The sequence below is a fragment of the Pseudomonas machongensis genome, from assembly GCF_034961125.1.
Classification (GTDB): Bacteria; Pseudomonadota; Gammaproteobacteria; order Pseudomonadales; family Pseudomonadaceae; genus Aquipseudomonas; species Aquipseudomonas machongensis.
Genome location: NZ_JAYFUI010000036.1, coordinates 1 through 25,190, shown reverse-complemented (window position 1 = coordinate 25,190; position 25,190 = coordinate 1). Strand labels below are relative to the sequence as shown.

The 25,190-nt window shown below is 64.3% G+C and carries 21 protein-coding genes, 1 tRNA gene and 2 pseudogenes; 10 read left to right on the top strand and 14 right to left on the bottom strand.

Annotation, left to right across the window (positions count from 1 at the left end):
• Positions 1–773, bottom strand: a 773-nt coding sequence (locus VA602_RS01695) for a hypothetical protein (RefSeq protein WP_323452313.1), incomplete at its 3' end; no start/stop codon positions are given.
• Positions 774–838: 65 nt separating this feature from the next.
• Between VA602_RS01695 and VA602_RS01690 the strand changes: the two genes are divergently transcribed.
• On the top strand, positions 839–1,423 hold the full coding sequence (locus VA602_RS01690; RefSeq protein WP_323452312.1) for a peptidase M15: 585 nt from the start codon (positions 839–841) through the stop codon (positions 1,421–1,423).
• Here VA602_RS01690 and VA602_RS01685 read toward each other — a convergent pair.
• A complete protein-coding gene (locus tag VA602_RS01685; protein WP_323452311.1) occupies positions 1,363–2,280 on the bottom strand; it encodes a LysR substrate-binding domain-containing protein in 918 nt (305 codons plus the stop codon). The genes VA602_RS01690 and VA602_RS01685 overlap by 61 nt on opposite strands.
• Positions 2,281–2,452: 172 nt before the next feature.
• On the opposite strand from VA602_RS01685, the gene VA602_RS01680 reads away from it, so the two are divergent.
• Positions 2,453–3,070 carry a LysE family translocator gene (locus VA602_RS01680; RefSeq protein WP_323452310.1) on the top strand — a complete coding sequence of 206 codons (618 nt, stop codon included), beginning with the start codon at positions 2,453–2,455 and terminating at the stop codon, positions 3,068–3,070.
• Between the two features lie 57 nt (positions 3,071–3,127).
• Here VA602_RS01680 and VA602_RS01675 read toward each other — a convergent pair.
• A tRNA-Met gene (locus tag VA602_RS01675) sits at positions 3,128–3,204 on the bottom strand.
• 94 nt (positions 3,205–3,298) lie between these two features.
• Complete coding sequence (locus VA602_RS01670; RefSeq protein WP_323452309.1) at positions 3,299–4,231, bottom strand: FecR family protein; 933 nt, start codon at positions 4,229–4,231, stop codon at positions 3,299–3,301.
• Between the two features lie 195 nt (positions 4,232–4,426).
• Between VA602_RS01670 and VA602_RS01665 the strand changes: the two genes are divergently transcribed.
• A complete protein-coding gene (locus VA602_RS01665; RefSeq protein WP_054895224.1) occupies positions 4,427–5,650 on the top strand; it encodes an MFS transporter in 1,224 nt (407 codons plus the stop codon).
• Positions 5,651–6,003: 353 nt separating this feature from the next.
• Entirely contained in the window at positions 6,004–7,173 is a 1,170-nt protein-coding gene (locus VA602_RS01660; protein ID WP_323452308.1) for an MFS transporter, read from the top strand.
• A gap of 49 nt (positions 7,174–7,222) precedes the next feature.
• On the opposite strand, the gene VA602_RS01655 is transcribed toward VA602_RS01660, so the two are convergent.
• The 3 genes from VA602_RS01655 to VA602_RS01645 form a co-directional block, all read right to left on the bottom strand.
• A complete protein-coding gene (locus tag VA602_RS01655; RefSeq protein WP_323452307.1) occupies positions 7,223–9,694 on the bottom strand; it encodes a TonB-dependent siderophore receptor in 2,472 nt (823 codons plus the stop codon).
• Positions 9,695–9,812: 118 nt separating this feature from the next.
• Complete coding sequence (locus VA602_RS01650; RefSeq protein ID WP_323452306.1) at positions 9,813–10,769, bottom strand: FecR domain-containing protein; 957 nt, start codon at positions 10,767–10,769, stop codon at positions 9,813–9,815.
• The gene (locus tag VA602_RS01645; RefSeq protein WP_323452305.1) at positions 10,756–11,271 is read right to left on the bottom strand and encodes a sigma-70 family RNA polymerase sigma factor; all 516 of its coding nucleotides are present in this window, start codon (positions 11,269–11,271) and stop codon (positions 10,756–10,758) included. Before VA602_RS01645 ends, VA602_RS01650 begins: the two co-directional genes overlap by 14 nt.
• A gap of 183 nt (positions 11,272–11,454) precedes the next feature.
• Here VA602_RS01645 and VA602_RS01640 point away from each other — a divergent pair, with 183 nt between their 5' ends.
• From VA602_RS01640 to VA602_RS26710, 4 genes and pseudogenes are all read left to right on the top strand, one after another.
• Entirely contained in the window at positions 11,455–12,081 is a 627-nt protein-coding gene (locus VA602_RS01640) for a DNA-3-methyladenine glycosylase family protein (protein WP_063542870.1), read from the top strand.
• Positions 12,082–12,234: 153 nt separating this feature from the next.
• Positions 12,235–13,296, top strand: coding sequence for a bifunctional DNA-binding transcriptional regulator/O6-methylguanine-DNA methyltransferase Ada (ada, locus tag VA602_RS01635; protein ID WP_323452304.1), 1,062 nt, complete (start codon positions 12,235–12,237; stop codon positions 13,294–13,296).
• Positions 13,297–13,350: 54 nt separating this feature from the next.
• Complete coding sequence (locus tag VA602_RS01630; protein WP_323452303.1) at positions 13,351–15,753, top strand: DUF3772 domain-containing protein; 2,403 nt, start codon at positions 13,351–13,353, stop codon at positions 15,751–15,753.
• A gap of 302 nt (positions 15,754–16,055) precedes the next feature.
• A pseudogene (locus tag VA602_RS26710) lies at positions 16,056–16,154 on the top strand (hypothetical protein); the annotation flags it as partial.
• Positions 16,155–16,269: 115 nt separating this feature from the next.
• Here VA602_RS26710 and VA602_RS01625 read toward each other — a convergent pair.
• The 7 genes from VA602_RS01625 to VA602_RS01595 form a co-directional block, all read right to left on the bottom strand.
• A complete protein-coding gene (locus tag VA602_RS01625) occupies positions 16,270–16,524 on the bottom strand; it encodes a hypothetical protein (protein WP_323452302.1) in 255 nt (84 codons plus the stop codon).
• 361 nt (positions 16,525–16,885) lie between these two features.
• Positions 16,886–18,316: an aldehyde dehydrogenase family protein gene (locus VA602_RS01620; protein ID WP_323452301.1), complete on the bottom strand. Its 1,431-nt coding sequence runs from the start codon at positions 18,314–18,316 to the stop codon at positions 16,886–16,888.
• A 13-nt stretch (positions 18,317–18,329) separates the two neighbouring features.
• A complete protein-coding gene (locus VA602_RS01615) occupies positions 18,330–19,829 on the bottom strand; it encodes a purine-cytosine permease family protein (protein WP_323452300.1) in 1,500 nt (499 codons plus the stop codon).
• An 85-nt stretch (positions 19,830–19,914) separates the two neighbouring features.
• Positions 19,915–20,304 carry a YybH family protein gene (locus VA602_RS01610; RefSeq protein WP_323452299.1) on the bottom strand — a complete coding sequence of 130 codons (390 nt, stop codon included), beginning with the start codon at positions 20,302–20,304 and terminating at the stop codon, positions 19,915–19,917.
• 132 nt (positions 20,305–20,436) lie between these two features.
• Complete coding sequence (locus VA602_RS01605) at positions 20,437–22,227, bottom strand: GumC domain-containing protein (RefSeq protein ID WP_323452298.1); 1,791 nt, start codon at positions 22,225–22,227, stop codon at positions 20,437–20,439.
• Between the two features lie 48 nt (positions 22,228–22,275).
• A complete protein-coding gene (locus tag VA602_RS01600; RefSeq protein WP_323452297.1) occupies positions 22,276–22,965 on the bottom strand; it encodes a hypothetical protein in 690 nt (229 codons plus the stop codon).
• A 133-nt stretch (positions 22,966–23,098) separates the two neighbouring features.
• Positions 23,099–23,578 carry an Lrp/AsnC family transcriptional regulator gene (locus VA602_RS01595; protein ID WP_063542886.1) on the bottom strand — a complete coding sequence of 160 codons (480 nt, stop codon included), beginning with the start codon at positions 23,576–23,578 and terminating at the stop codon, positions 23,099–23,101.
• Between the two features lie 226 nt (positions 23,579–23,804).
• Here VA602_RS01595 and VA602_RS01590 point away from each other — a divergent pair, with 226 nt between their 5' ends.
• On the top strand, positions 23,805–24,272 hold the full coding sequence (locus tag VA602_RS01590; protein WP_063542888.1) for a hypothetical protein: 468 nt from the start codon (positions 23,805–23,807) through the stop codon (positions 24,270–24,272).
• 43 nt (positions 24,273–24,315) lie between these two features.
• Positions 24,316–25,190: pseudogene (locus VA602_RS01585) on the top strand (pyruvate dehydrogenase (acetyl-transferring), homodimeric type); the annotation flags it as partial.

The window sequence follows — 25,190 nt, the reverse complement described above, 5'->3', positions numbered from 1 at the left end:
CTGACCAGCCCCAGCACATTGACCTTCGGCCCGTACTGCTGCTGGATCCAGCTGCGCACCGGTGCGCCGAAAGCCACCATCGGCAGGGGCTTGGCGTCGTGGCGCAGGGTCATCTCCTTGACCATGCGCGTCTGATAGTCGGCGAAGTAGCTGTAGGTGCCTTCCAGGTCCTTGCCGGCGCTGGCGGGCGCAGCGATCGGGGCGATGTCGACGATGGTCTGGTAGGCCGGGGTCTGGCTGGCCTCGACACCGTTGAAGGTCAGCAGCTGCGCCCAGCGATCGGTGGTGTTGGAGCGCAGGTAGTCCTGGGCCTGGGTCAGCGAATAATCCGGCGGGAAGTGCAGCAGCTCGATGCTGCGGCGATTTTCCAGGGCCATGCCCAGTGGCAGGAACAGGTACCAGTCGTAGGCCCACTTGCCATCGTTGTTCAGACGGGTAGCGCCCTGGTAGGCCAGTTCGCCGCTGTCGAGTAGCTTGCGCAACGGCTCGGCATAGCTGGCTGGAACGGCGCCGATATGGGCATGCAGCCTGTCGTTGTCGCGACGCACCTGCACCTGGGCGTCGGCATAGCCGTCGCGGCGTACGCTCTGGGTCAGGTAGTGCTCGACGGTCTGCTCCAGCGTCCAGTCGCGAAAGCAGATCACGTGGCAGTTGTTGGGGAAGGCGAACAAGCGGGTGACCCGTTGCGCATCGCCCAGGTCGATCTGTGCATCCGCCAGTGCCAGGCCGCTGAAGGCGAGGGCGGCCAGGCCCGATACAGCCATCTTTTGCATGCTTAACTCCTTGTCAGTGGCCGCCAGGGTCGGCGGGCTGCTCATACTGGATGAAGAGGTGGGGGATGAAAAGCGTCGGAACATGGCTGTTGGCGACGTCGCTTCTGGCGATGACAGGGGTCTGCGCCGATGAGCGTGATGTGCGGATGTTCGCGCATTGGGCGGGCGACCACGAGACCCGCGCGTTTCGCCAGATGCTGGTGGATGCGCGGCTGTACGGGGTGGTGCCGATCCATCAGTTGCTGCGTTCGGCATCGGACTGGCGTCTGTGCCGCGCCTCGCCGTTCGCCGTGGCGCCCAGCGCGCAATGGCCGGCAGTGCGCTCGACCCTGGCATTGATCCGCACCCTCGAAGAGCAGGGCATCCTGCGTCGGTTCGAGGTGGTGTCCGCCTACCGCGAGCCCAAGCTCAACGCCTGTGCCGGGGGGGCGGTGGGCAGCGTCCATACCCGCGCCTTCGCTGTCGACCTGTTGCTGCCCGACTGGGCCGACCCGAATCCGCTGTGCGCCTTCTGGCAGCAGCAGGGACAGGCCTGGAACATGGGACTGGGGCGCTATCCGTCAGGCCGTATCCATCTCGATACCGCGGGCTATCGCACCTGGGGTGGCGACGGCAGCGCAGGTTCGTCGTTCTGCGTCAGGCTCAGGTGATCGAGGCTGCCCTGGCACTGGCGCAAGACCCATTCGGCGAAGCGCTGGCGCTTGCTGTCATCGTCCAGGGGCTGGGGGCTGAGCAGATGATAGGCCGAGCCGTCGCGCAGAAACCCGTAGGGCGCCTGCAACTGGCCGCTGCGTAGTTCATCGCCAACCATCAGCGCCGAGGCGATGGCCATGCCCAGCCCGGCACTGGCGGCCTGGATCGACAGATAGAAATGCTCGTAGTCGCTGCGTTCTGTGCCGGTGGCGCTGTGGCCGCTCAGGCTCAGCCAGGTGTTCCAGGCTGTGGTGCGGGTGTGGCTGTGCAGCAGGCGCTGGCCGTCGAGCGTGGCGGGCGCGCCCGCGCGGGCGACAGGGCCGATCCATTCCTCGCAGATCATCAGGCTGTGCAGTTGGCGATCCCAGCGGAAGTCGTCTCGGCGCAACGCCAGGTCGATACCGCCGCGGGTGAAGTCGACCGGGCCGCCCGCGGCCACCAGGTGCAGTTGCAGGTCCGGGTGGTGGGCATGGAAGTCCGGCAGGCGCGGGATCAGCCAGCGCATGGCAAGGGTGGGCTCGCACGACAGCACCAGGACGTTGTCCTGTGCGTGTTCCTGCAGGCGCTGCACCGTGCTGGCGAGCTGTTCGAAAATCGTTTGGGTGGTGTCGAAGAGGGTTCGCCCGGCCGCGGTGAGGAAGACTGCGCGGTTGCGGCGCTCGAACAGTTCGATCCCCAGGCCCTCTTCGAGCAGCCGGACCTGGCGGCTGACCGCGCCATGGGTGACGTGCAGTTGCTCGGCGGCGCGCACGAAGCTTTCGCTGCGCGCAGCGCTGTCGAAGTAGCGCAGGGCGGTGAGGTGGGGGAGTTTCATGGGGCGTCCGCTGTCTGTTCTGGGCGGCAGTGGCGGCAAGACGCCATGCGCGATGAAAGATAGGTGATGAAAACTAGCAGATAGGGTAGCGGCAAAATCGATTTTTTCCCGCACCAGCGCCTTCGATAATCGTATTTCCTGTGTACTGACGTCACCTATCGAGGCTTCTCGCATGACCGAACTGATCGCCGTTGCCCTGTTCACCCTCCTGGCTGTCATCAGCCCCGGCGCGGACTTCGCTATGGTCACCCGCAGCAGTTATGCACAAGGGCGTCGAGCTGGGCTGGCGGCAGCTTTGGGGATCGCCCTGGGGGTTCAGGTGCACGTGCTGTACACATTGTTCGGCATCGCTGTGCTCATCAGCCGCAGCCCGACGCTGTTCGTGCTGATGAAAACGCTGGGGGCGGGGTATCTGGTCTATCTGGGATACCGGTCGCTGACCAATACCCAACGCATCCGTCTCGACAGCCAGGAGCCGGTCAGTGCGGCGGGCACATTCGCGGCCCTGCGCACGGGGTTTCTCACCAACGCACTGAACCCCAAGACCATGCTGTTCGTGATCAGCGCCTACACGCAGGTGGTAAAGCCGGGCAGCGAACTGGCGATAAATCTGGCCTATGGTGCCTTCATGTCGTTGGCCCATTGGGCGTGGTTCAGCCTGGTGGCGGTGTTTTTCTCCAGCGCCGGGCTGCGCAAGGCGATGATCGAACGACAGGTCGTGGTAGATCGGGTGATCGGAGTGGCGTTGATTGGCCTGGGGGTGGCCGTCGCCATGGCGGGAATACGCTGAAGGGATTCTCGAGGGCAAAGAAAAAGGGCTTACCTTGCGGTAAGCCCTTTTCGTATTTGGTGGCTACACAGGGACTTGAACCCCGGACCCCAGCATTATGAATGCTATGCTCTAACCAACTGAGCTATGTAGCCAATGGCGCGCATTATTCTCTTGTGATGACCCTCTGTCAACACTCATTTCAAAAAAAATCTGCACGCTTTCAAAAACTTAGCCGGAAGGCCCGCTTCAGCGGACGATCAGCCACTGCCCGAGCAGGTTGTTGACCCGCAGTTGTTGGGCGGCGGCGAGGCTGTCGAGGGTTTCGCCTGTGCGGTCGAGGTTGAAATCACCGCTGATGCGCCGGTAAGCGGTTTGCTCGTCCATCATCCACACCCGCTGCCCTTGGTAGCTGGCAAGCCGCTCCAGCACCTGCTGCAAGGGCATGTCCCGGGCGGCCAGTTGCCCGTTGCGCCAGGCATCGGCCGTCTTGATGTCGGCCTTTTCCACCGCGTCGATACGCACCGGGTTGAACCTGACCCGCTCGCCCGCCGACACCATGCGCTGGTCGCCGCCCTGGCTGACCATGGCCTTGCCGCTGAGCACCACCAGTTCGTCGTAGTCGCTGTTGCGAGCGATCATCAGGCGGGTGCCGAACACCTGGATCCGTGCATCGTCCACCTGCACTTCCAGCGCGCGCCCATCGAGCATCACTTCAAGGTACACCTGGCCCTGCACCAACTGCAGTTGGCGGGTGCGGCTGCGCAGGTCGACGTTCATGGCGCTGGCGCTGTCCAGATGCAGGGTCGAACCGTCCGCCAGGCGCAGGCTGCGGCGCTCGCCCGCAGCGGTGTGCAGTTCGCTGCCCAGGCGCTGCATCAACGGCCAGTAGAGGTAGGCCAACGCGGCCAGCAGCAACAGGAACAACGCTCCCAGCGCCTTGCCCCAGTGACTGCGACGTACCGCCACTTCCCTTGGCCGCAGCCGCGCAGGCGGGCTCTGCAGCTGCTGCCAGCGGCTTTCCAGCGCTGCAAAGGCGCGGGCATTGTCCGGATCCTGGCACCACAGGGCGAAGGCCTTGCGCTGCCGTTCATCACCGCCCGGCTGGCGCAGGCGGGCGAACCATTCCAGTGCTTCGCGTTGGGGATCGTGATCGAACTGCACGGCGGGCATCGGGTTCATGGGATCGGTCTGCTCGCGAGAAGGGCGGTTTGGCCCTGTATCTACGGGGGAATTGGTTGAGGATGCTAAATATAGTGAGAACCATTTGCAAGTGCGTGACGAATGGATGGCACATCCAAGGCAAATAAGGGTGGCTTCGTATCGAGATGTTTCTAATAATCGGATCCCAACCGACTGAGCACGGATGTCGAGCCCATGGCCATCAGCAGTACCTCGTCCAGCCCCGCGACCAGCAGCGCAACGCCGACTTCCGGCAGCAGCCCGCTGGTGATGCGGATCATCACCTTCTGCGCACTTGCACACCTGATCAACGACCTGATCCAGTCGGTGTTGCCGGCGATCTATCCGATGCTCAAGGCCAACTACGACCTGAGCTTCGCCCAGATCGGCCTGATCACCCTGACTTTCCAGGTCACCGCCTCACTGCTGCAGCCATGGGTCGGTTTCTATACCGACAAGCGGCCGACGCCGAACCTGCTGCCGCTGGGCACGCTGTGTACCTTGGTGGGTATCGTCATGCTTGCGTTCGTCGGCAGCTTCCCGATGATCCTGCTGGCCTCGGCGCTGGTGGGGATCGGCTCTTCGACCTTCCACCCGGAAACCTCGCGCATCGCCCGCCTGGCCTCCGGCGGACGCTTCGGCCTGGCGCAGTCGACCTTCCAGGTGGGGGGCAACGCCGGCTCGGCCTTCGGCCCGCTGCTGGCGGCGGCGATCGTCATCCCGTTCGGTCAGACCCACGTCGCCTGGTTCGGCCTGGCGGCGTTGTTCTTCTTCGGTGTGACCTTGCTGCTGCGCCGCTGGTACAAGGATCACCTGAACCAGTTCAAGGCGCGCAAGGCCGGTGCCGCCACCCATGGCCTGTCGCGCCAGCGTGTGCTCGCCGCGCTGATCGTGCTGGGGCTGCTGGTGTTCTCCAAGTACTTCTACATGGCCAGCTTCACCAGCTACTTCACGTTCTACCTGATCGAGAAGTTCGACCTGTCGGTGGCCAGCTCGCAACTGCACCTGTTCCTGTTCCTCGGCGCGGTGGCGGCGGGCACCTTCTTCGGTGGGCCTATCGGTGACCGCATCGGGCGCAAGGCAGTGATCTGGTTCTCGATCCTGGGCGTTGCACCGTTCACCCTGGCGCTGCCCTACGCCGATCTGTTCTGGACCACGGTGCTGAGCCTGGTGATCGGCTTCATCCTCGCCTCGGCGTTCTCGGCGATCGTGGTATATGCCCAGGAGCTGGTGCCGGGGAACGTCGGCATGATCGCGGGCATTTTCTTCGGGCTGATGTTCGGCTTCGGCGGGATCGGCGCGGCGCTGCTGGGCTATCTGGCGGACCTGCGCGGGATCGAGTACGTATATGGGCTGTGCTCGTTCCTGCCGTTGTTCGGCTTGCTGGCGGTGTTCCTGCCTTCCACCGGCAAGCGTTGAGACACCAGGGCGCGTGTTGCGCCCCTTTCGCGGGTTCGTCCGCGAAAGGGGCCGCCCAGTTGACTGAACGATCAGCCCTGGCCTAGAGTGCCGCCTCCTTCATTTTTCCCTGCGATTCAAGCAATGCGCCGCTCACCCTCCCTCAGCCACACATGCCTGCCTGTCCCCCCGACAGCGCGTCGCGCGTGGCCGAGCGACACGGTGCTCAAGCGCCGGCGCAGCGTCCTGTTCGCCTTCACCTTCTCGCCACACACCACGCACTGAACTGATCTGCGCCCCTGTCTGCTGCGCCGCCTCGGCGTGGCCGTGGGCGCCTGCGTTTGCACGTCTTTTTCAGTTGTCTGGAGTGGTACATGAACATGCGTTTGCTGGCGGGCCTTCTGTTCGCCGTGTCGGTGGTGGGCTTCAGCCTGGGGGCCAGCCTGCCGCTGGTGTCGTTGCGTCTGCACGAGGCGGGGGCAGGCACCCTGGAAATCGGCATCGTCTCGGCCATTCCCGCTGCGGGCATGATGCTCTCGGCGTTCATGGTCGACGCCTGCTGCCGGCTTTTCACCCGACGCACCATCTACCTGCTGTGCTTCAGCCTCTGTGCCCTGAGCATCGGCCTGCTGGAGTGGTCGTTCGCGTCGATCTGGCTGTTGGCGCTGTTGCGCCTGGCGCTGGGGATCGGCATGGGCATCGCGATCATCCTGGGCGAGTCGTGGGTCAACGAGCTGTGCCCGGAGCACAACCGCGGCAAGATCATGGCCCTGTACGCCACTAGTTTCACAGGCTTCCAGGTGCTGGGCCCGGCGATGCTGGCGCTGGTCGGTGCCAACAGCCCCTGGGTGACGGGGGTGGTTACCGCCTGCTATGGCTTGGCGTTGCTATGCATCCTGTTCACGGTGCCGAACGATCATGTCGAGCATGGCGAGGAAGACGACAAGAGCTTCACCCTGGGCGGCTTCTTCCGTGTTGCCCCGGCCCTGTGCGTGGCGGTGCTGTTCTTCTCGTTCTTCGACGCCGTGGTGCTGTCGTTGTTGCCGGTGTATGCCACCAGCCATGGCTTTGCAATAGGCGTGGCCGCGCTGATGGTGACGGTGGTGTTCGCTGGCGACATGCTGTTCCAGCTGCCGCTGGGCTGGCTGGCGGACCGGGTAGAGCGCACCGGGCTGCACCTGGTGTGCGGGCTGGTGGCGATGGCGATCGGTATTGCCTTGCCGTGGCTGCTGCAGATGACCTGGCTGCTGTGGCCGTTGCTGGTGGTGCTGGGGGCTGTGGCCGGAGGGATCTATACCTTGGCGCTGGTGCTGATCGGGCAGCGATTCAAGGGCAAGGACCTGGTCACGGCAAACGCCAGCGTCGGCTTGCTGTGGGGCGTGGGCAGCCTGGTCGGGCCGCTGGTCAGTGGTGCGGCGATGGGCGTGGCGCCGCATGGGTTGCCCATGGCGCTGGCGCTGATGGCGGGGTTGTTCGTGTGCTTTGCACGGCAGGCCTGGCGGCGGGCTGGGCGGGCTTCTGTAGAAGTCAGCCCGGGCCAGTGAGGCTTCTTCGCGGGCAAGCTTGCGAAGAAGCCGGTTCAGGCAGACAAGGTCAGAAGCTCCCGCGCAAGGTCACCGACACATTGCGCGGATCCCCCCAGTAGTAGCCGGTCGCGGTCGGCGCCACCTGGCGGTAGTACTTCTTGTCGAAGACGTTGTTGGCGTTGAGCTGCAGCGAATAATTGTCGTTGAAGCGGTAGTTGACCATGGCGTTGTACACCGCATAGCCGGACTGCGAGGCCTCGACATTACCGCTGCGGTTATAGATGGCGCTCTGCGCCTGCACGCCACCACCGACGGTCCAGGCCTGCAGCTCGCCGGGCAGGCGGTAGCTGGTGAACAGCCGCAGCATGCGTTTGGGGTCGGTGGTGCGAATCGCATTGCCGGTATTGCTGGTGGTGTCCTTCAGGTACTCGGTGGTGTTGTAGGTGTAGCCACCGCTGACATTCCAGCCCGGCAGCACCTCGCCGGAAATCTCCAGCTCGAAGCCCTGGCTGCGGTTCTTGCCGGCTGCCACCTTGCAGTAGCCGCTGGTGTAGTTCGGCGGGCACGGGTTGGGGCCGCTGACGTCGTCCAGCGGGTTGCCGACCTGGTAGATGCGGAAGAACGCCAGCGAGGTGTTCAGCCTTCCTTCGTAGAACTCGCCCTTGATCCCGGTCTCGTAGGCTTCGCCGGTAACCGGGGCCAGTACCGAGCCGCTGACGTCGGTGGCGGTCTGCGGGTTGAAGATTTCGGTGTAGCTGGCGTAGGTGCTGAAGTTGTCGTTGAGGTCGTAGATCAGTGCGGCATACGGCACGATTTCGTTGTCGACGCTGAACTTGCCATTGGAGCGGACGTTGTTTTCCTGTTCGTAGTCGTACCAATTGGCCCGCGCGCCGATGATCGCGGTGAGCGGATCGGCCAGCGAGATACGCCAGGTGGCGTAAGCGCCTTCCTGGGTGGTGCGGGTGCGTACCGGGTGGGCGGTGATGTTGATGTTCGGGTTGCCCAGGCTGGTCTTCGGGTCCCACTCGCGGATGTCGAACACGCCGTTGGTGACGAAGTTGGTCGCCGAAGGCGAGGAGTCGTTGCGAATGCGTTCGACGCCGAGCATCAGGTCGTGGGTACGTCCGAGCAGGTCGAACGGGCCGTTGAGGGTGGCGCTCAGGTTGTTCTGCAGGCTCTCGCCGTCATCGCCCTCGGTGACCTGGTAGTTCATCAGGTAAGGGTTGTTGGTCGGGTTGGCGGCGCCGGTGGCGCGGCTGATGAAGGTCTGCTTGAAACCATCGTCGGCCAGCTTGAACTCGGTGCGCTGGGCCATCAGCTTGAGCTTCCAGTCGTTGTCGAAGCGATGCTCGAGCTCGGCGAAGGTCTGCAGGTTGCTGCGGTTCCAGCGGTTCCAGTCGGCGCCCAGGTAGGTGCTGCGTCCCAGCGGCAGCGGCTTGCCGTTGTAGTCGGCGGGCAGGCCACCCCATGAACCGGTGGTGTCGAGCTTGGTCCATTCGAGGCCGGTGGTCAGGGTGGTGCTTTCGCTCAGGTCGAAGGCCACCACGCCGTACAGCACTTCCTTGCGCTCCTGGCGCGACTCCTGGAAGTGATCCTTTTCATCGTGCACGGCGATGATCCGCCCGCGCACATTGCCGGTCTCGGTCAGCGGCCCGGAGATGTCGGCAACGTAGCGCTGGGCATCCCAGGAACCGAGGGTGACGCTGCCTTCACCCTGGAATTGCGCGGTCGGGCGCTTGCGCACCAGGTTGACCGTGCCCGACGGGTTGCCGGCGCCGCGCAGCATGCCGGTGGCGCCGCGCAGGATCTCGGCGCGGTCGATGATCGCCGCGTCACTTTGCACGAACGAGCCATTGCCGCTGCCCTGGGCGACGGTGGCGCCATCGTACTGGATGGCGTCGATGGAATAGCCGCGCGAGAAGTACTGCACCCGCTCGCTGTCGGTGAGGTTGACCACCACGCCTGGGGTCTGCTCGAGCAGATTGGTGAGGTTGGTGATGTTCTGGTCGTCGAGGCGTTGGCGGGTGACCACGGTCACCGACTGCGGGGTGTGGCGGATGCTTTGCGGGGTCTTGCCGATGGTCACCGCACCCGTGGTGTAGGAACCGGTGTTCTCGGTGGTCTCGCCCAGGCGATCGCTGGAGATGCTGGTGGCGCCGAGCTCGAGTGCATCACCGACGTCCAGCGCCGGGATCAGCATGAAGCTCTTGTCGCTCTGTTGCTGAACTTGCACGTTGCTGCCTTGCAGCAGGATCGACAGGGCCTGGGCGCTGTCGTAGCTGCCCTGCACGCCGCGGGTGGTCTTGCCCTGGAGGCTGTTCGCGTCGAACGACAGGTTCAGGCCGCCCTGGCGGGCCATCTGGTCCAGCGCTGGGGCCAGCGGGCCGGCCGGGATGTTCCAGGCGATCTGCTGGTTTTGGCCTGCTGGGGCGGCAAGGGCTTGGGCCGAGAGTGCGGAACTGGCCAGGCCCAGGCCGAAGGCAGCGGCGTGGATGGCATTGCGCAGCCTGTCGTTACGGGGGGAACACGGGCGAATCATGAAGCGCTCCTGAAGGTTGGGGGACCACTTTTCGGGCTTTGTTCCTTCAGGCCGGACGAGAATGAGATTCCACCTCATTTATTTTCATGACACAGGGTGACTGGCCAAACGCCCGGGATCAGGCCAGGTCGATGCTCACCCAGTAGCGCGTGCGGTAGTCGATGCGTACCGGCAAGCTTCGTGCGATCAACAGCAGGATCTGATCGGTGTCTGCCAGTTGATAAGTCCCCGAAACCTTCAGACCGGCGACTTCCGGTGCGCACCTGAGCAGCCCCGGTCGATACCGCGAAAGTTCGGCCACGAACTCGCCCAACGGCATCTGCTGCACGCTGAGCACGCCATCGGTCCAGCCCCACGGGTCGCCATGCAGGGCCGCCACCTCGGTTTGCCCAGAGGCATTCACCTGCAGCACCTCGCCGCTCTTCACCCACCGTGGGCGAGCGGAGGAGGGGAACAGCAGTACCTCGCCACGGCGAACCGCCAGCAGCAGGCCGTCGTCGTTCTCGCGCAGCAGCAACTGGCCGTTGCGGGTGTCCATGTCGGCGATGGCGGTGTCGATGTGGAAGGTGCGGTTGTCGCTGGCGTTGCTGTCCAGGCTGACCTCGCCGCGAATCAGTGTCAGCAGGCGCTGGTCGGCACTGTAGCGCAGGTCGATGGCGCTGGCGGTGTTGAGCTGGATGCGGCTGCCGTCGCTGCCTTGCAGGTCGCGGCGTTCGCCGGTGGCGGTGCGACTGTCGGCCATCAGCGCAGGCAGGCCCAGGGGCTCGCGCGCGGTCCAGACAGCCCCGCCGACAACCGCGAATGCGACCAGTAGCTTGAGGTTGTCGCGTCGGCTCATGCGTTGGCGCTGGCTGCCCTCGAGGGTACGTCGGCTCAGATCGGGGGGCAGGCCGGCCAGTTCGTTGCCCAGGCTGTTGACCCGCTGCCAGGCCAGGACGTTGTGCGGATGGCTGTGCAGCCAGTGCTGGAATTGCTGCTGGTGATGCGCCGATGGATCGTCGAAGCGCAGTTTCACCAGCCAGTCGATCGCCTCATCTACCTGGGCCTGGGCAGGGATGCGCTCAGGCGTCGGCATAGCGCAACCGATAGCAGGTGCCCAGCGCCCGGGCCAGGTCGCGCTCGACCGTGGCCCGGGACACTTCCAGGCGCCCGGCGATCTGCGGGATGCTCAGGCCATCGAGCTGGGCCAGCAGGAATGCCTGGCGCACCCGCGGCTTGAGCAGGTGCAGGGCGCGGTCGAGGCGTTCGAGGGTGTCGAGAATCACCAGGCGATGCTCCTCGCTGGGCGCTTCGCCTTCGGGCAGGCAGGCCAGGGTTTCCTGGTAGGCGCGTTCCAGCGCACGGCGACGGAACTGATCGATCATCAGGCCGCGGGCGATGCTGCTGAGGTAGGCGCGTGGCTCTTTCAGCGGTGAAACCTGGCGCGCGCGCAGCAGGCGTACGAAGGTGTCCTGGGCGAGGTCCGCGGCATGTTCCCGGCAGCCGACCCGTGCTCGCAACCAGCCGCGCAGCCAGGCGTGGTGGGTCTGGTAGAGCAGATCGACTTCGGCAGGCTTGAGCATGTCGTTCATCTGCATCGTGGCTGCGGCCCTGGTTGCGAAGAAGGAGTGAGGAGTGACTGTGAATAGTTCTCAATTCTATGCGGGGCAATGCTGTCGGAGCAATGGCATACCAGGAATTTGTCGCGCAAGATTCGGCGATCTGGCGATGAACGGTTGGTCTAACATGGGTCTTTCAGCTCATTCCACGGGTAACGTGCCATGATCCATGCCGATCTCTCGCCGCACGCCTATCAGCAGGCGATCGACTTTCTCAGCGGGCTGGACCCGGACTGGGCCCGGCATATCGCCGCGGTCGGGCCGTGCCTGCACCGCGCTACGCCTGGGCGTGAGCCGTTCGAGGCGCTGGTGCGGGCGGTGGCCTACCAGCAACTGCATGCCCGGGCAGCCGAGGCGATACTCGGGCGCTTGCTGGCGTTGTATCCGCAGGTGGCGTTTCCTGCGCCCGAGCAGTTGCTCGCCACCGACCCCGAGGTGTTGCGTGGTTGTGGCTTCTCGGCGAGCAAGCTGGCGAGCATCCTGCACATCGCCCAGGCCCGGCTCGAAGGGGCAGTGCCCGGGCGCGAAGAGGCGCTGACGATGAAGGACGAGGCGCTGATCGAGCGCCTGGTGGCCTTGCGTGGCGTGGGGCGCTGGACGGTTGAGATGTTGCTGATCTATAGCCTTGAGCGCTCGGACATCCTGCCGGTGGATGACTTCGGGGTGCGCGAGGGATACCGTCGGTTGAAGGGCCTGGAGAAGGCACCGACGCCGGCGCAGATGCGTTCGCTGGGCGGGGTCTGGAGCCCTTATCGGACGGTGGCGGCCTGGTATCTGTGGCGGGCTTGAGGCGGGGCCTTTTCGCGGGCAAGGGTGTGCTGGCTCTTGTAGGAGCGGGCTTGCCCGCGAAAAGGCCGGCACAAAATAACCCCGCAAGAACCGGAGAGCCCAGCCCAACAGAACCTGCCACGCTGACAACCAATCACCCCAGAGGCCCCGCCCATGCCAGCCACCCCGTACAACACCGATGCAGCCCGCTGGCAGGCCGTCCAGGCCCGCGATCCAGAAGCTGCCGGTCACTTCGTCTATGCCGTGCGCACCACGGGCATTTATTGCCAGCCAGGCTGCAAGTCGCGCATGGCCAAGCGCGAAAACGTCGAGTTCTTCGATGATGCCGTCGCTGCCGAAGCCGCCGGCTACCGCCCGTGCAAACGCTGCACGGCAACCCTCGCCGACCCTGGCGCCAAGCGTACCGCGCTGGTTGCGCGGGCCTGCCGGCTGATCGAATCCCACGACAGCGCGCCTCAGCTCGAGCAGTTGGGTGCCGAACTGGGTGTCAGCCCCTTCCACCTGCACCGCTTGTTCAAGGCCGAAACCGGCCTCACACCCAAGGCCTATGCCTCGGCCTTTCGTGCCCGACGCTTGCGTGAAGGGCTGGAGCAGGCTGGCAGCGTCACTGACGCGATCTACGACGCAGGCTACAACTCCAACAGTCGCTTCTATGCCAGCGCGGGCCAGCGCCTGGGCATGCAGCCGCGTGAGTACCGGGCCGGCGGCGTGGGCGCGACCATTCGTTTTGCCCTTGGCCAGTGCTTTCTCGGGGCGATCCTGGTGGCGCAAAGCGAGCGCGGCATCTGCGCGATCCTGCTCGGCGATGACCCGCAAACGCTGCTCGAACAGCTGCAGGACCAGTTCCCCAAGGCCCATTTCATCGGTGGTGACCGCGCTTTCGAGCGCCTGGTTGCCGAGGTGGTGGGTTTTGTCGAGCAGCCGTCGCTGGGGCTGCAACTGCCCCTCGATGTACAGGGCACCGCGTTCCAGGAGCGTGTCTGGCAGGCGCTGCGCGAGGTACCGGCGGGCGGCCGGGTCAGCTACAGCGATATCGCCGAGCGTATCGGCGCACCCAAGGCGGTGCGTGCCGTAGCCCTGGCCTGCGCAGCCAACCGCATTGCCGTGGCAATTCCCTGCCACCGAGTGGTACGGCGTGACGACGATATCAGTGGCTATCGCTGGGGCGTGGAACGCAAGCGTCAGTTGCTGGCGCGAGAAACGGTCATCACCTGATCGCCGCGGCAGCGTAGAATCCTCCGCCTGTCGAGCTGTATAGAGGGGATTTCGATGAGGCGTATGAGCCTTGAGCGTTTTTACGTAGGAATTTTGGCATTGTTGCTGTGGGTGGCGACGCCTGCCTGGTCCGCACCGGCCACGCCGGTATCGAGCCTGGCCGCTGCCGAACAGCAGGTGCTGGACGAAGATGCCAGCCTGGATCAGTTGAGCGACCGGCTCGACCAGATCCGCCAGGGCGTGACCAGCAATGCCAATGACGATCTGCTCTCGCAACTGCGTCAATCGGCGTTGCAGGTTCAGCGCCAGGCCGATGCCCTGGCCACGCAGCGTACGGCGGATGTCGCCCGGCTGGATGATCAGCTCAATGTGCTGGGGCCGGTGCAGCCTGAGGAGGCCGAGAGCCTGACGCGCCAGCGCCAGCAGTTGGACAAGCAGAAAAAGGCCCTGGTGGCCGAGCAGACCGAGGCTACCCAGCTCACCCAGTCGGCGCGCGACCTGTCTACCCAGATCGTCAACCTGCGCCGCAGCCTGTTCAACTCGCAGATCACCAGCCGCGCCGCCAGCCCGCTGAGCCCGGCGTTCTGGTCGAGCCTGATCCGTCCTACCGATGAAGACGTGGCGCGCCTGCGCGACCTGCGCGGCGAGGCGGCAGATGCCGTGGCCAGTGCCCTCAGCGCCGAGCACCGCTGGTTGTTCATCACCGCTCTGGTCGCTGCCGTGCTGGTCTGGACCTTGGTGCGCAAGGTGCTTGAGCGCCTGCTGGCCGACGCGATGATCCGCTGGCTGCCCGAAGGCCGCTTGCGCCGCAGCGCCCTGGCCTTGAGTGTGGCGCTGGCCACCCTGGCGACCATCGCCGGCTCCGTGTCGCTGCTGCGCTGGGGCCTGGAAAGCAGTGCCGAGCTGGGCGCGGATCTGGCCAGCCTGACCAACCACGTCCTCACCCTGGTGGTGTTCAGCGCCTTCATTTCTGGCCTGGGCCGCGCCATGCTGATGCTGCAACGCCCGTCCTGGCGCCTGCCGCCGATTCCCGACGAAGTGGCCAGCGCCCTGGGCTGGTTCCCGCAGGCCCTGGCCCTGGCCTTGGTGCTGCTGCTGACCCAGGAGCGCATCAACAGCGTCATCGGCACCAGCCTGGCGCTGACCCTGGCCACCAACGGCCTGACCGCGCTGGTGGTATCGCTGCTGTTCGTCGCTGTGCTGGTGCGCTATCGCCGCACTCGCCGCCAGCATGGGCTGGAGCGTCCGGCGGGCCTGGCCGGGCTGATCCCCTTCGTGGTGGTGGTGTGGGTCATCGCGATCCTGCTGGCACTGCTCACCGGCTACCTCACCCTGGCCTACTTCCTGACCGCCAAGTTGCTGTGGATCAGCGTCGTGGCGGTGTGCGCCTACCTGCTGGTGACCGTGTTCGGCGACCTCTGCGAAACCTTGCTGTCGCCGCGTCAGCCCGGTGGGCTGGCGCTGGCCTCGGCGCTAGGCCTGCAGCAGCGCCACCAAGCCCAGGCCAGCACGGTGCTGGCCGGTATCGGTCGGACCGTATTGCTGTTCATAGCCGCGCTGCTGGCCTTCATGCCTTCGGGCACCAGCCCCGGCGAGCTGCTGCTGAGCCTGGCCGACTGGGATGGTAGCGGTGGCAAGATCCTCGGCAATCTGAACATCGTGCCCCAGGATATCTTCCTGGCGCTGGCGATCTTCTTCGGCGGGCTGTTCGCCATCCGTGTGGTCAAGCGCTGGCTGAGCGAGCGTCTGTTGCCGGAAACCGACATGGACGCTGGCATGCGTGCCTCTTTGGTGACGCTGGTTGGCTACCTGGGCTTCCTGTTCCTAGCCATGCTGGTGATGTCGACCCTGCACATCAACCTGACCAGCCTGACCTGGGTGGTCAGTGCGCTGTCGGTGGGTATCGGTTTCGGTTTGCAGCAGATCGTGCAGAACTTTATCTCCGGCCTGATCCTGCTCACCGAACGTCCGGTGAAAGTGGGCGACTGGGTCAGCCTGGCGGGGGTGGAGGGTGACATCCGGCGCATCAACGTGCGCGCCACCGAGATCCAGATGTCCGACCGTTCGACGGTGATCGTGCCCAACTCGCAGTTCATCTCCCAGAACGTGCGCAACGTCACCATGGCCAACGCCTTGGGTGTTGTCGGTGTGACCTTGACCCTGCCACTGGAGACCGACGCCAACCACGTGCGCGAGCTGCTGCTGCAGGCCTACCGTGACCACGAGGCGATCCTCGATGCCCCGGCGCCGTCGGTAACCTTCAAGGATTTGACCGCCAGCGGCATGGTGCTCAGCGCCAGCGGCTACGTGGCCGGGCCGCGTCAGGTATCGGGCGCGCGCAGCGACCTGCTGTTCGCCATTCTCGGGCGCCTGCGCGATGAAGGCATCGCGCTGTCGTCGCCGCAGAGCATGGTGTTGCTGCAGGAAGGTACGCGGGCGGCCGATGAGTCGGTTTGATGCTGCGGGCCCTCTTCCACAGATGTTTGTGGGGGAGGGGGTTCGCATGTGATTGCGTGAGGGCTGGCAGGTGCTCGCCGAAAGTTCTCTAGTGCCTGTGAAATCGAGCGCCGCCCGCGCGGCGCTTCGCGGGCAAGTCGGAGCGCCGAACCGCCGCTCCCACAGTTTGTTTCGGGCCAATTATTCCTGTGAAAGTACCGGCGCCTGCCTTGGTGCATGTCTTGAGTCATGTGGAGCGGCGGCAAAGCCCGCACCGAAACCGCGTCGGATCACCAAGGCGGACCCGGTGATGGCTCAGGAGAGACTGGCCCGAAACAAACTGTAGGAGCGGCGGTTCGGCGCTCCGACTTGCCCGCGAAGCGCCGCGCGGGCGGCGCTCGATTTCACAGGCCCAACAAAACTTTCGGCGAGCACCTGTCAGCCTCTACGCAAACACCCTTGAAAGGGATGCGTCTGCGAGCGGCTGTCTTGTTCCAAATCTGACCAGCCCGCTCCTACGGGTATTGGGCAAAGTTGTTATCTGCGGTTGCCATCCCCCAGCACATGCTCAGCCAACAGCCTGCCCATCTGCACGCTGTGCGCCGCATTCACCAGCATCCCGTTCCCAGGCAGCCCGGCATTGGCGCAGCAGTATTCATCGAGGGTGTCCTCGATTCCGTGCATCAGTTGGATAAGGTGGACGAGGGCGTCGGTGGCGGGCATGTCGGGGTTGATGATGAAGAGGGGACGGTGAAGAGGCTGGGCCGGTGGGTCTGGAACGATTTTTTTCATGGCTTTCTTCCGATTTCATCTCAAGAAACTGCCATGCATCTTCCTCCCACAGAATCAGGTGGCAGCCGTGCGTGGGGTGAGAGACCGGCGAACATCGGAATTCCGGCCAGGCCGAAGCCTGCCCACGAACGGCTGCCATAACGCTGGCACGATGTATCGCCGGGCTCTCACACCCGGTCGCCAAATGACGACCCGGGGAAATTAGCCCTGCTTGCCAAGCCCAACAATAGCGAAGCGTCTGGAGCGGTCGTAGGATAGTTCGTTGCCCACTATGTCCTGAAGTGTCGGGTGAAAGATTCGGAAATCTCTTACGTTTCGATGCCCGGAGTTGTAAGGCAGCCCCGGTTTCATCTCCGAGGCCTCAGCCTACGCACCGCGTCACGTGCTTCACCGACAGATACCCCGACAACCCCCAAGGCCCAAGCTCGCGCCCGATCCCGCTGCCCTTGGTGCCCCCCCATGAAGTTTCGACGAACACCGCCTGCACCGAATTGATCCATACATGCCCGACCTCCAGCGCATCGGCCACGCGCTCGGCGCGTTCGAGGTCCGCCGAGCAGACCGTGGCTACCAGGCCGAAGCGGCTGTCGTTGGCCTGGGCGATCGCTTGTTCCTCGGTGGTGAACCGGCGTGCGCACAGCACCGGGCCGAAAATCTCTTCGCTCCACAAGCGGCTGGTCTCGGGCACATCGACGTACAGCGTCGGGCTGACGAACCAACCCTCTGCGTCCAACGCCTTGCCTCCGGCCAGGCACTTCAGCCCTTCCTCGCGCGCGGTGGCGAAATAGCCGGCGACCTTGAGCCACTGCGCCTGGCTGGTCAGCGGTCCCATCTCTACTTCCTCGACCAGCGGGTTGCCCACGCGCAGTTTCTCCAGCGCCGCCTGCAGCCGTGGTAGCAGCGTGTCGGCGATACCGTCCTGCACCAGCAGGCGCGAGGTGGCCGAGCACATCTGCCCGGCGTTCCAGGTGATGCCGGCGACAATCCATTCCACCGCCTGGTCTGGGTCGCAGTCGTCGAACACAACGATCGCCGACTTGCCGCCCAGCTCCAGTGTCACTGGCCGGCACTGGGCTGCGGCGCTGCGCATGACCTGGCTGCCGACGGCATTGCTGCCGGTGAACGACAGCTTGTCCAGGCCGTTGTGGCCACTCAGCGCCGCGCCGGTCTCGGCCTTGCCGTTGACGATGTTCAGCACCCCGGCCGGCAGCCCAAGCTGCTGGGCGATCTGGCCGTAGGCCTGTTCGATCAATGGGGTGATCTCCGAAGGCTTGAGCACCACGGTGCAGCCGGCGGCCAGGGCCGGGGCGAGCTTCCAGGCGCTGGTCACCAGCGGGAAGTTCCACGGCACGATCAGGCCGACCACGCCGACGGCTTCAAGGCGGGTGCGCGCGGTAAAGCCTGGGGCTGCCAGGGGCACGTCGCGGTTCTTCTGCGGCAGTTGTTCGGCGAGCTCGGCGTAGTAGTCGAAGGTTGCCACCGCGTCGTCCAGATCGATCTCGGCCTCGTGCCGTGGCTTGCCATTGTTGCGCACCTGCAGCGCGATCAGTTCTTCGCGACGGGCACCAAGCTGTTCGGCAAATCCGCGCAGCAGGGCAGCGCGCTCGGCGGCCGGGCGGCTCTTCCAGGCGGGCAGGGCACGGCGTGCGGCTTGTACCGCCTCGTCGACCTGGGCGCTGCTGGCCGATCTCAGCTCGGCGAAAGGTGCGCCCAGAGAGGGATCGTAGACGCTGATGCTGTCGTTGCCTTGGCCTTCGACCCAGCGGCCGTCGATGTAGTGGGGAGTGGTCATGGTCGGATTCCAGTCAGGCCATTTCGGCAGTGGTCACGGGTGTCACAGGAGCGCTTTTGCAGCGTACCCAGCGCGGTCCGCGCGGGCCGTAGACACCGGCAGGTTCGGGGAACAGGTTGAGCAGGATCAGGTACAGCACGCCGGCGATGCCGAGGGTGACCGGCAGGCTCAGGTCGATGCCGCCAGCCAGGTGCCCGAGCGGGCCGACGAACTGTCCCGGCAAGTTGACAAAGCACAGGCCCACGGCGGCGCTGGGGATCCAGGCGCCCATGCCGCGCCAGTTCCAGCCGTGCAGGAACCAGTAGTGGCCGCCACGCTGGCCGCGGGTGAACACTTGCAGGTCGTCGGCGTGGTAGAAGCCACGGCGGGTGATCAGGCCGAGAATCATGATCACCATCCACGGGCTGGTGCAGGTGATGATCAGCACGGCGAAGGTCGATACGCTCTGCACCAGGTTGAAGGCGAAGCGGCCGATGAAGATGAAGGCGATCGCCAGCACACCGATCAGCAGGGTGGCGGCCGCGCGGCTGAGCAGGCGTGGGAACACGCTGGACATGTCCAGCCCGGTGCCATACAGCGCGGTGGTGCCGGTGGACATGCCGCCGATCACGGCAATCAGGCACACCGGCAGGAAGAACCAGGCCGGCGAGATCGCCAGCAGGCCGCCGACATAGTTGTTGGCGGCGATGTAATCCGGCGCCTGGCTGGCCACCAGGGTCGCGGTGCACAGACCGAACAGGAACGGGATCAGGGTCGCGGCCTGGGCCAGGATCACCGCCAGCATGATGCGCGATTTCGGGGTCTGGCGCGGGATGTAGCGTGACCAGTCACCGAGGAACGCGCCGAAGGACACCGGGTTGCTCATGGCGAGGATCGCGGCGCCAACGAAGGCGGCCCAGAAGCCCGGCTGGCCGAGGTTGACGCTGCCGGCGAAGCTTGCGTCGAACGGGCCGGCGAAGGCGGCGATGCCGAGCAGGAACAGCAGGCTCGAAGCCCATACCGCAATCTTGTTGACCCACAGCATGAAGCGGAAACCGAAGATGCATACCACCAGCACCAGCACTGCGAATAGCCCATAGGCCAGGCCCAGGGTGAGGTCGGTTTCGGGCAGTCCGACCAAGCGCTTGGCGCCTCCGATCAGGGCATCGCCCGAGCTCCACACCGACAACGAAAAGAACGCCACGGCGGTCAGCAACGACAGGAACGAGCCGACGATGCGTCCGTGTACGCCAAAATGCGCGCCGGACGAGACGGCGTTGTTGGTGCCGTTGAGTGCGCCGAACAGCCCCATGGGTGCAAGGATCAGCGAACCGACCCCGACGCCGAGCAGGATCGCCCACAGCCCCGCCTGGAAGGACAGCCCGAACAGTACCGGGAAGCTGCCGAGCACGGCGGTGGCGAAGGTATTGGCACCGCCGAAGATCAGGCGGAACAGGTCAAGCGGGGTGGCGTCGCGTTGATCGTCGGGGATCTGTTCGACGCCATTGGTCTCGATACCGGTCGAGTGGCTCATGTTGATGCTCCAGCGCGAGTGTTGTTGGCCTGTGGCAGGCTTTGTTGTGGGTGCGATGGCAGTGCGGCAAGGCCGTTGTCGAAGGTCAGGCGCAGGAGGCGACCGACAGGTGTTCATGGCACGCCAGCCAGCGCTCGCCTTGCAGGCGGAACACGATGGTCTCGCGCTCGTTCAGCGCCTGTTCCTGCTCGGCAATGCGAATGCGTGTGGCCACGTCGTGCATGAAGATCGCCAGATCGCCCTGCAGGCTCACGTGGGCATTGCTCGACGCGCACTCGAGCACGGCAAAGCCGTCGGCTTGCCACTGAGCCCAAAGGTCTTCATAGGCGCGCCGAGACAGCAGCGGTTGGGGCAGCGTATGGAACAGGAAGGTGGCGTCTTCGCTGAAACAGGCGAAATAGCGGGCGGTGTCGTTACTGGCAAAGGCGTCGACGAGGTCGGCGGCAGCTTGCCGTACCTGGAGGGTCTGGTCCACGGGAGTGGCCTCACGGTTATTGTGATTGTGGTGAGGCGATTCTGGAGAGACGTGCCAAGGGGAAAAATCGGCGGGGGCAAATAATCAGTTCACGATTTTCTGAACTTTTTTTTTGCCCCCGCCGGGCGGCCATTAATCGGCGTTGAGTTCGTTACGGTAGTTTTCCAGGTACACCTGACGCTCGTGGCTGGCGGCATTGCGATCGGCTGCGATCATGTCCAGCTTGCCCGCCGCCTCGGTGAGATAGGCGGGCAGTTCATCGTTGGTGATGTACTTTCCGGACAGTTTGTTGAGCTTGCTCCAGCCGTCCTTGAATGTCAGGGCGAAATGATCGGAGACAATGCCGACGGCGATCCACTGCCCGGTCTGGCTGATGAAGAATGCGTCGGTGGACTCACACAATTGCGAAAAGAGGTAGTCGCGGTTCGAGTCGATGTCTTCGGCATCTTCGAACTCTTCGATCTGCTCTTGGGCATCCTGGCGGATGACCTCCATGAAGTCGCAGAACGAGCGGAAGAAGAACGCTATTTCCACGACGATTTCACGGGTGCGCTTGAGGGCGCTCACGCTCAGGTTCAGTGACCTGATCGCCAGCTCGATGATCTCCTGCTCGCTGCCTTTGCCTGCCATCAGCACGGAAACTTCCAGCAGTTCGGCTGCCTGTTCGCGCCTGGCGGTCTCGTACTTGTCGGCATTATCGAGCATCTGCAGCTGCATCTGGCGCAGGTTGTTGGCCTGTACCCGGCTGGCATCGCTGATATCACCGGCTGCCGAGGCCAGAGTCTGGAGCGCGGACTCCAGTGAACCAAGGTGCTCCTTGGCCTCCTGGTACTTGGCCTTGGCCTTGACCAGAAGCCCTTCGGCTTCGGTGATCCGGTTCTCCAGCACCTTGAGTTTGCCGGTGTCGGCCTCCTTGCCTTTCTGCGCCTGATAACCTGAGATCGACGTCTGCAGTTTGTCCACCTCCTCCTGTATCAACGCCAGTTCGGCGCGATGCTCGGAGCGCTCTTTCTTCAGGCGGATGAGGTCGCCAGTGGCGTTGCCCTGGGCGCCGTTGGCGCCTTTTCCGACGCCTGCGGCGACTGAGGCCGCGGCGACCAGAGACGAGCTGCCGCCGCTGGCAGCCATGGCCGCCAGTGGCATGGCGGCCGATATCACCTGCGCAGCACCACGCAGGATGCCTGCCCAGAAGGCGCGCTCCTCGGAAGACTTGGCTTGATCTGCATAGTCGCGGGCGAGGGACTCGTAGCGCTTGACCTGTTGTTGCATGTCGGCTATCAGCGATTCCAGTTGTTTGCTGCGAGCCTTGTGCTGAAGAATTTCCTGGCGAATTTTTTCGTTGGCCTCAAGTGTTGTGCTCAAGGCCATCTCGCTGCTGGCGGTCACTTCGTGGGTGTCATCGATGATGCCATCGTAGCGGTCGACGATGGTTTGCAGGCTCGCGTTGACCGCCATGGCCGAGTTTTTGATCTCGTTGGCCATGTCCATCAGTTCTTTGTTTACGAAGCGCTTGATCTGCGCGATGTCACCGGTTTCCTTGGCGGCGGTCCAGCCGGTCAGGCCGCGGTTGAGCTTTCGGGTGAGACGGCTGGCGGCAGTGCTGGCGGCCCTGATCTGGCGTTCGCTGTCCTGCTGTGCTTTGAGCAGCTTGTCCATGATGCTGTTGATCTTGACGCGGATTTCGCCGTTGCGCTGGGGCGTGGTGTTGTAGGCGATGTAGAGCAGCTCGATGGCGTGGTCCGTATCGATTTTCGCGCGTGATGAGTCATAGGAGCCTTCGATCCTGTTCACGTAGTGAGCCACGAGCGGGCTGTCGACAGTTGGCAGGCTCAACGGTTGGGATGCGCCATGGGTTGTCAGTTCCTGACGGATGTTTTTTTCGATCAGGGCTCTGCGGCTGATGAATGGGGTGAGTTCAGACATGGTGGACCTCTTCTGAGATTTGGGGAACTATCCAGCGGGGGCGTGGAACTAGAGGGATGGCTGTTGGCCGAATCCCGGGGGGGCTGTTGCAGCGCAGTCGTCTATCCATGCCATCGAATAGAAGACAACGTTGCTGAGCGGTGACCAGAGCGTTTCGAGCAGCGCATGGGTGTCGTCGAGTGCCGACTTCAGCAGAGGGTGCAGCGGTGCGACCTCCTCTGCGTAGCACTGAGGGCTGTGTTGGGGGTGTTCACAGTCATGGCGTGCGGCGACGAATGCGTCCAGTTGCAGGATTAGGGCGCTCTGTTGCTGGCGGGTGCTGCTGAGTGCCGGTTTCATCACCGTCAGGTTGCGCTCGTCGAGCTGGGTCGAACGGATGGCGCTCTGGTTGCTCCAGATTTCGTTTTCAAGCGCTTCCAGACGTATGCGGTGCTCTGGGCGCCACGGCAGTTTTTCGTAGTCCTGGCGCTCTTGGTCCAGCTGCTGGCGTAGGCGTGCTATACGACGTTCGATTTCGGGAATCTGCCGTAGCCTTTCACCCATCGCGGGCTCCAGGCCATTAATCCTGTCGACGAGCAGCCGCTCCAGACTCTCCAGATGTGGTGCGCACTGTGCCGCACGACTTTCCAGTTGCAGGGTCTCGGTCTGCGGGTCGGCTGGCTGTGCGCTGGCGAGCCCGGTATACAGCAAGGCCACCGCCAGACCTGGCAATTGCATGAACGCGTTGATGAGTGGCATGGGACGCTCCGTTCCTGGGGGAAGCGGAGCGTCTTCGACGCACCGCTTCCGGCATTAGAGCGTCGGGGCACAGCTCGAAAAAGAAGGAATGGATGCACGCCTGGGACGGTTTACCAAGGCGGGTGGCGTTGCCTCAGATCGAGATGAGACCGCCGGACTTCACCTCGTTGAGCACGAAGAACGTGCGCACTTGGCGCACCCCAGGCAGGGCGATGATCTGCGTATTGTGCAGGTGGTTGAAGGCCGGCAGGTCACGCACGCGGATCTTCAGGAAGTAGTCCACATCCCCCGCCACCAGCCAGCATTCCAGCACCTGCTGCAGGTTGCGCGCGGCCGCTTCGAACGCGGCGAAGCTCTCGGGGGTGGAGCGATCCAGCACCACGCCGATGAGCACCACGGTGCCCTGCTGCAGCACGTTCGGATCGACGTGGGCATGCACCCCCTTGATCACGCCCGCATCGAACAGCCGTTTGGTGTGGTTCCAGCACGCGGTGGTGCTCAGCCCGACTTTCTTCGCCAGTTCCGCGTTGCTGATTCGGCCGTTGGCTTGCAGTGCACGCAGGATCTTGCGTTCGTGGGTGTTGACCTCGATAGGCTTGGCGGGCTCTTTCATCGCGTTTCCTCGGTCTGGTGTGTAGCCCGCTTGCCGTCAGGTTTGTGCGGCTGCCGGGATGATTGCCTGCTTTACGAAGCCATGACGGGACAGCCTTCAGTTGGGGGTTGAAGCTTGGAAGGTTGTTCCTGTTCACGGGTAAGAATAGGTATGAAATTCAATCGTGCGCTGAGTATCGTTCTGGAGCAGGTTTCATGCGCACAGACCCGACGAGAGGGAGCAGGCCATGCTGACGATTTCCAGGTTCGCAAGGTGGGTGAAGGCGCCATCGCAGGACGTGGCGGTGGTGGTGGTGTCCAGTGCAGCGTTGCCCGAGATTCTGAGCATCGGGTTGCACGCTGCGCTTGAGGGCTGGAACGAAGTTGCCCATCTGCACGTGCAGGACATGGACGGCCTGCAGGCCAACTGGCTGGCAGCAGGCGATGGGCAGCGCACGCTTGCCGCCGAGTCGGCATGCGAGGCCAGCGCCCTGTTGCGAGCGGTCTCCAAGCGTTGCTACCTGCTGGACCTTGAGAGCGACGGGCAGGTGCGCCTGGCATGGCTAGGCTCAGTGTGTGGCCATGAGCTGCGCTGCCTGCAGCTCGATCCCGCGATCAATCGCCAGGGCTCGCCCGTGACACAGGTCGAGCAGGTCGTCGATGTCGCGCGGATGCTGGTCAAGCGAATTCTCGAGGAACGCTTCCTGGCGGTCTGAAACCGTCCCCCTCCAACAAGTACACCGAGGTGCAAGTGCTGTCATGAGCATCCATCACGCTGCAGGATCGTTGCGCGAGGCGTCCGCCGAGGACGACATCGACACCCAGGGCCTGGATGAGTGGCGCGACGCGTTACTGTCGCTGCTCGAACACGAAGGCGCGCCGCGCACGCGGGCTCTGCTCGACAGGCTTGCGGCCCTGGCGCGGCATCATGCCGTCGGCTGGCAGCCAGGGCATGGCACGCCCTATATCAACAGCATCGGCGTCGAGCAGCAGCCGGCCTTTCCGGGCGATCTGGCGACCGAGGAACGTCTGGCCTCGATCATGCGCTGGAACGCGCTGGCCATGGTGGTGCGCGCCAACCAGGCCTACGGTGAGCTGGGCGGTCATATTGCAAGCTACGCCAGTGCTGCCGACTTGTTCGAGGTCGGCTTCAACCACTTCTTCCGTGGCGGCGATACGCCGGGCACTGGCGACCTGGTGTTCTTCCAGCCGCACTCGGCGCCGGGTGTCTACGCCCGGGCCTTCCTCGAGGGCCGCATGCAGGTTGAGCAGCTGGAGCACTATCGACAGGAAATCACTGCACGGCGCCGCGATGTGCAGGGCCTGTCGAGTTATCCACATCCCTGGCTGATGCCTGATTTCTGGCAGTTTCCCACCGGCTCCATGGGCATCGGGCCGATCAGTTCGATCTACCAGGCGCGCTTCATGCGCTACCTGGAACACCGGGGCCTGCGTCAGGGCGCTGGGCGGCGCGTGTGGGGGGTATTCGGCGACGGCGAGATGGATGAACCGGAAAGCATGTCGGCGCTCACTCTTGCGGCGCGCGAGCGCCTGGACAACCTGGTGTGGGTGGTCAACTGCAACCTGCAACGCCTGGACGGCCCGGTACGTGGCAACGGGCGCATCATCGATGA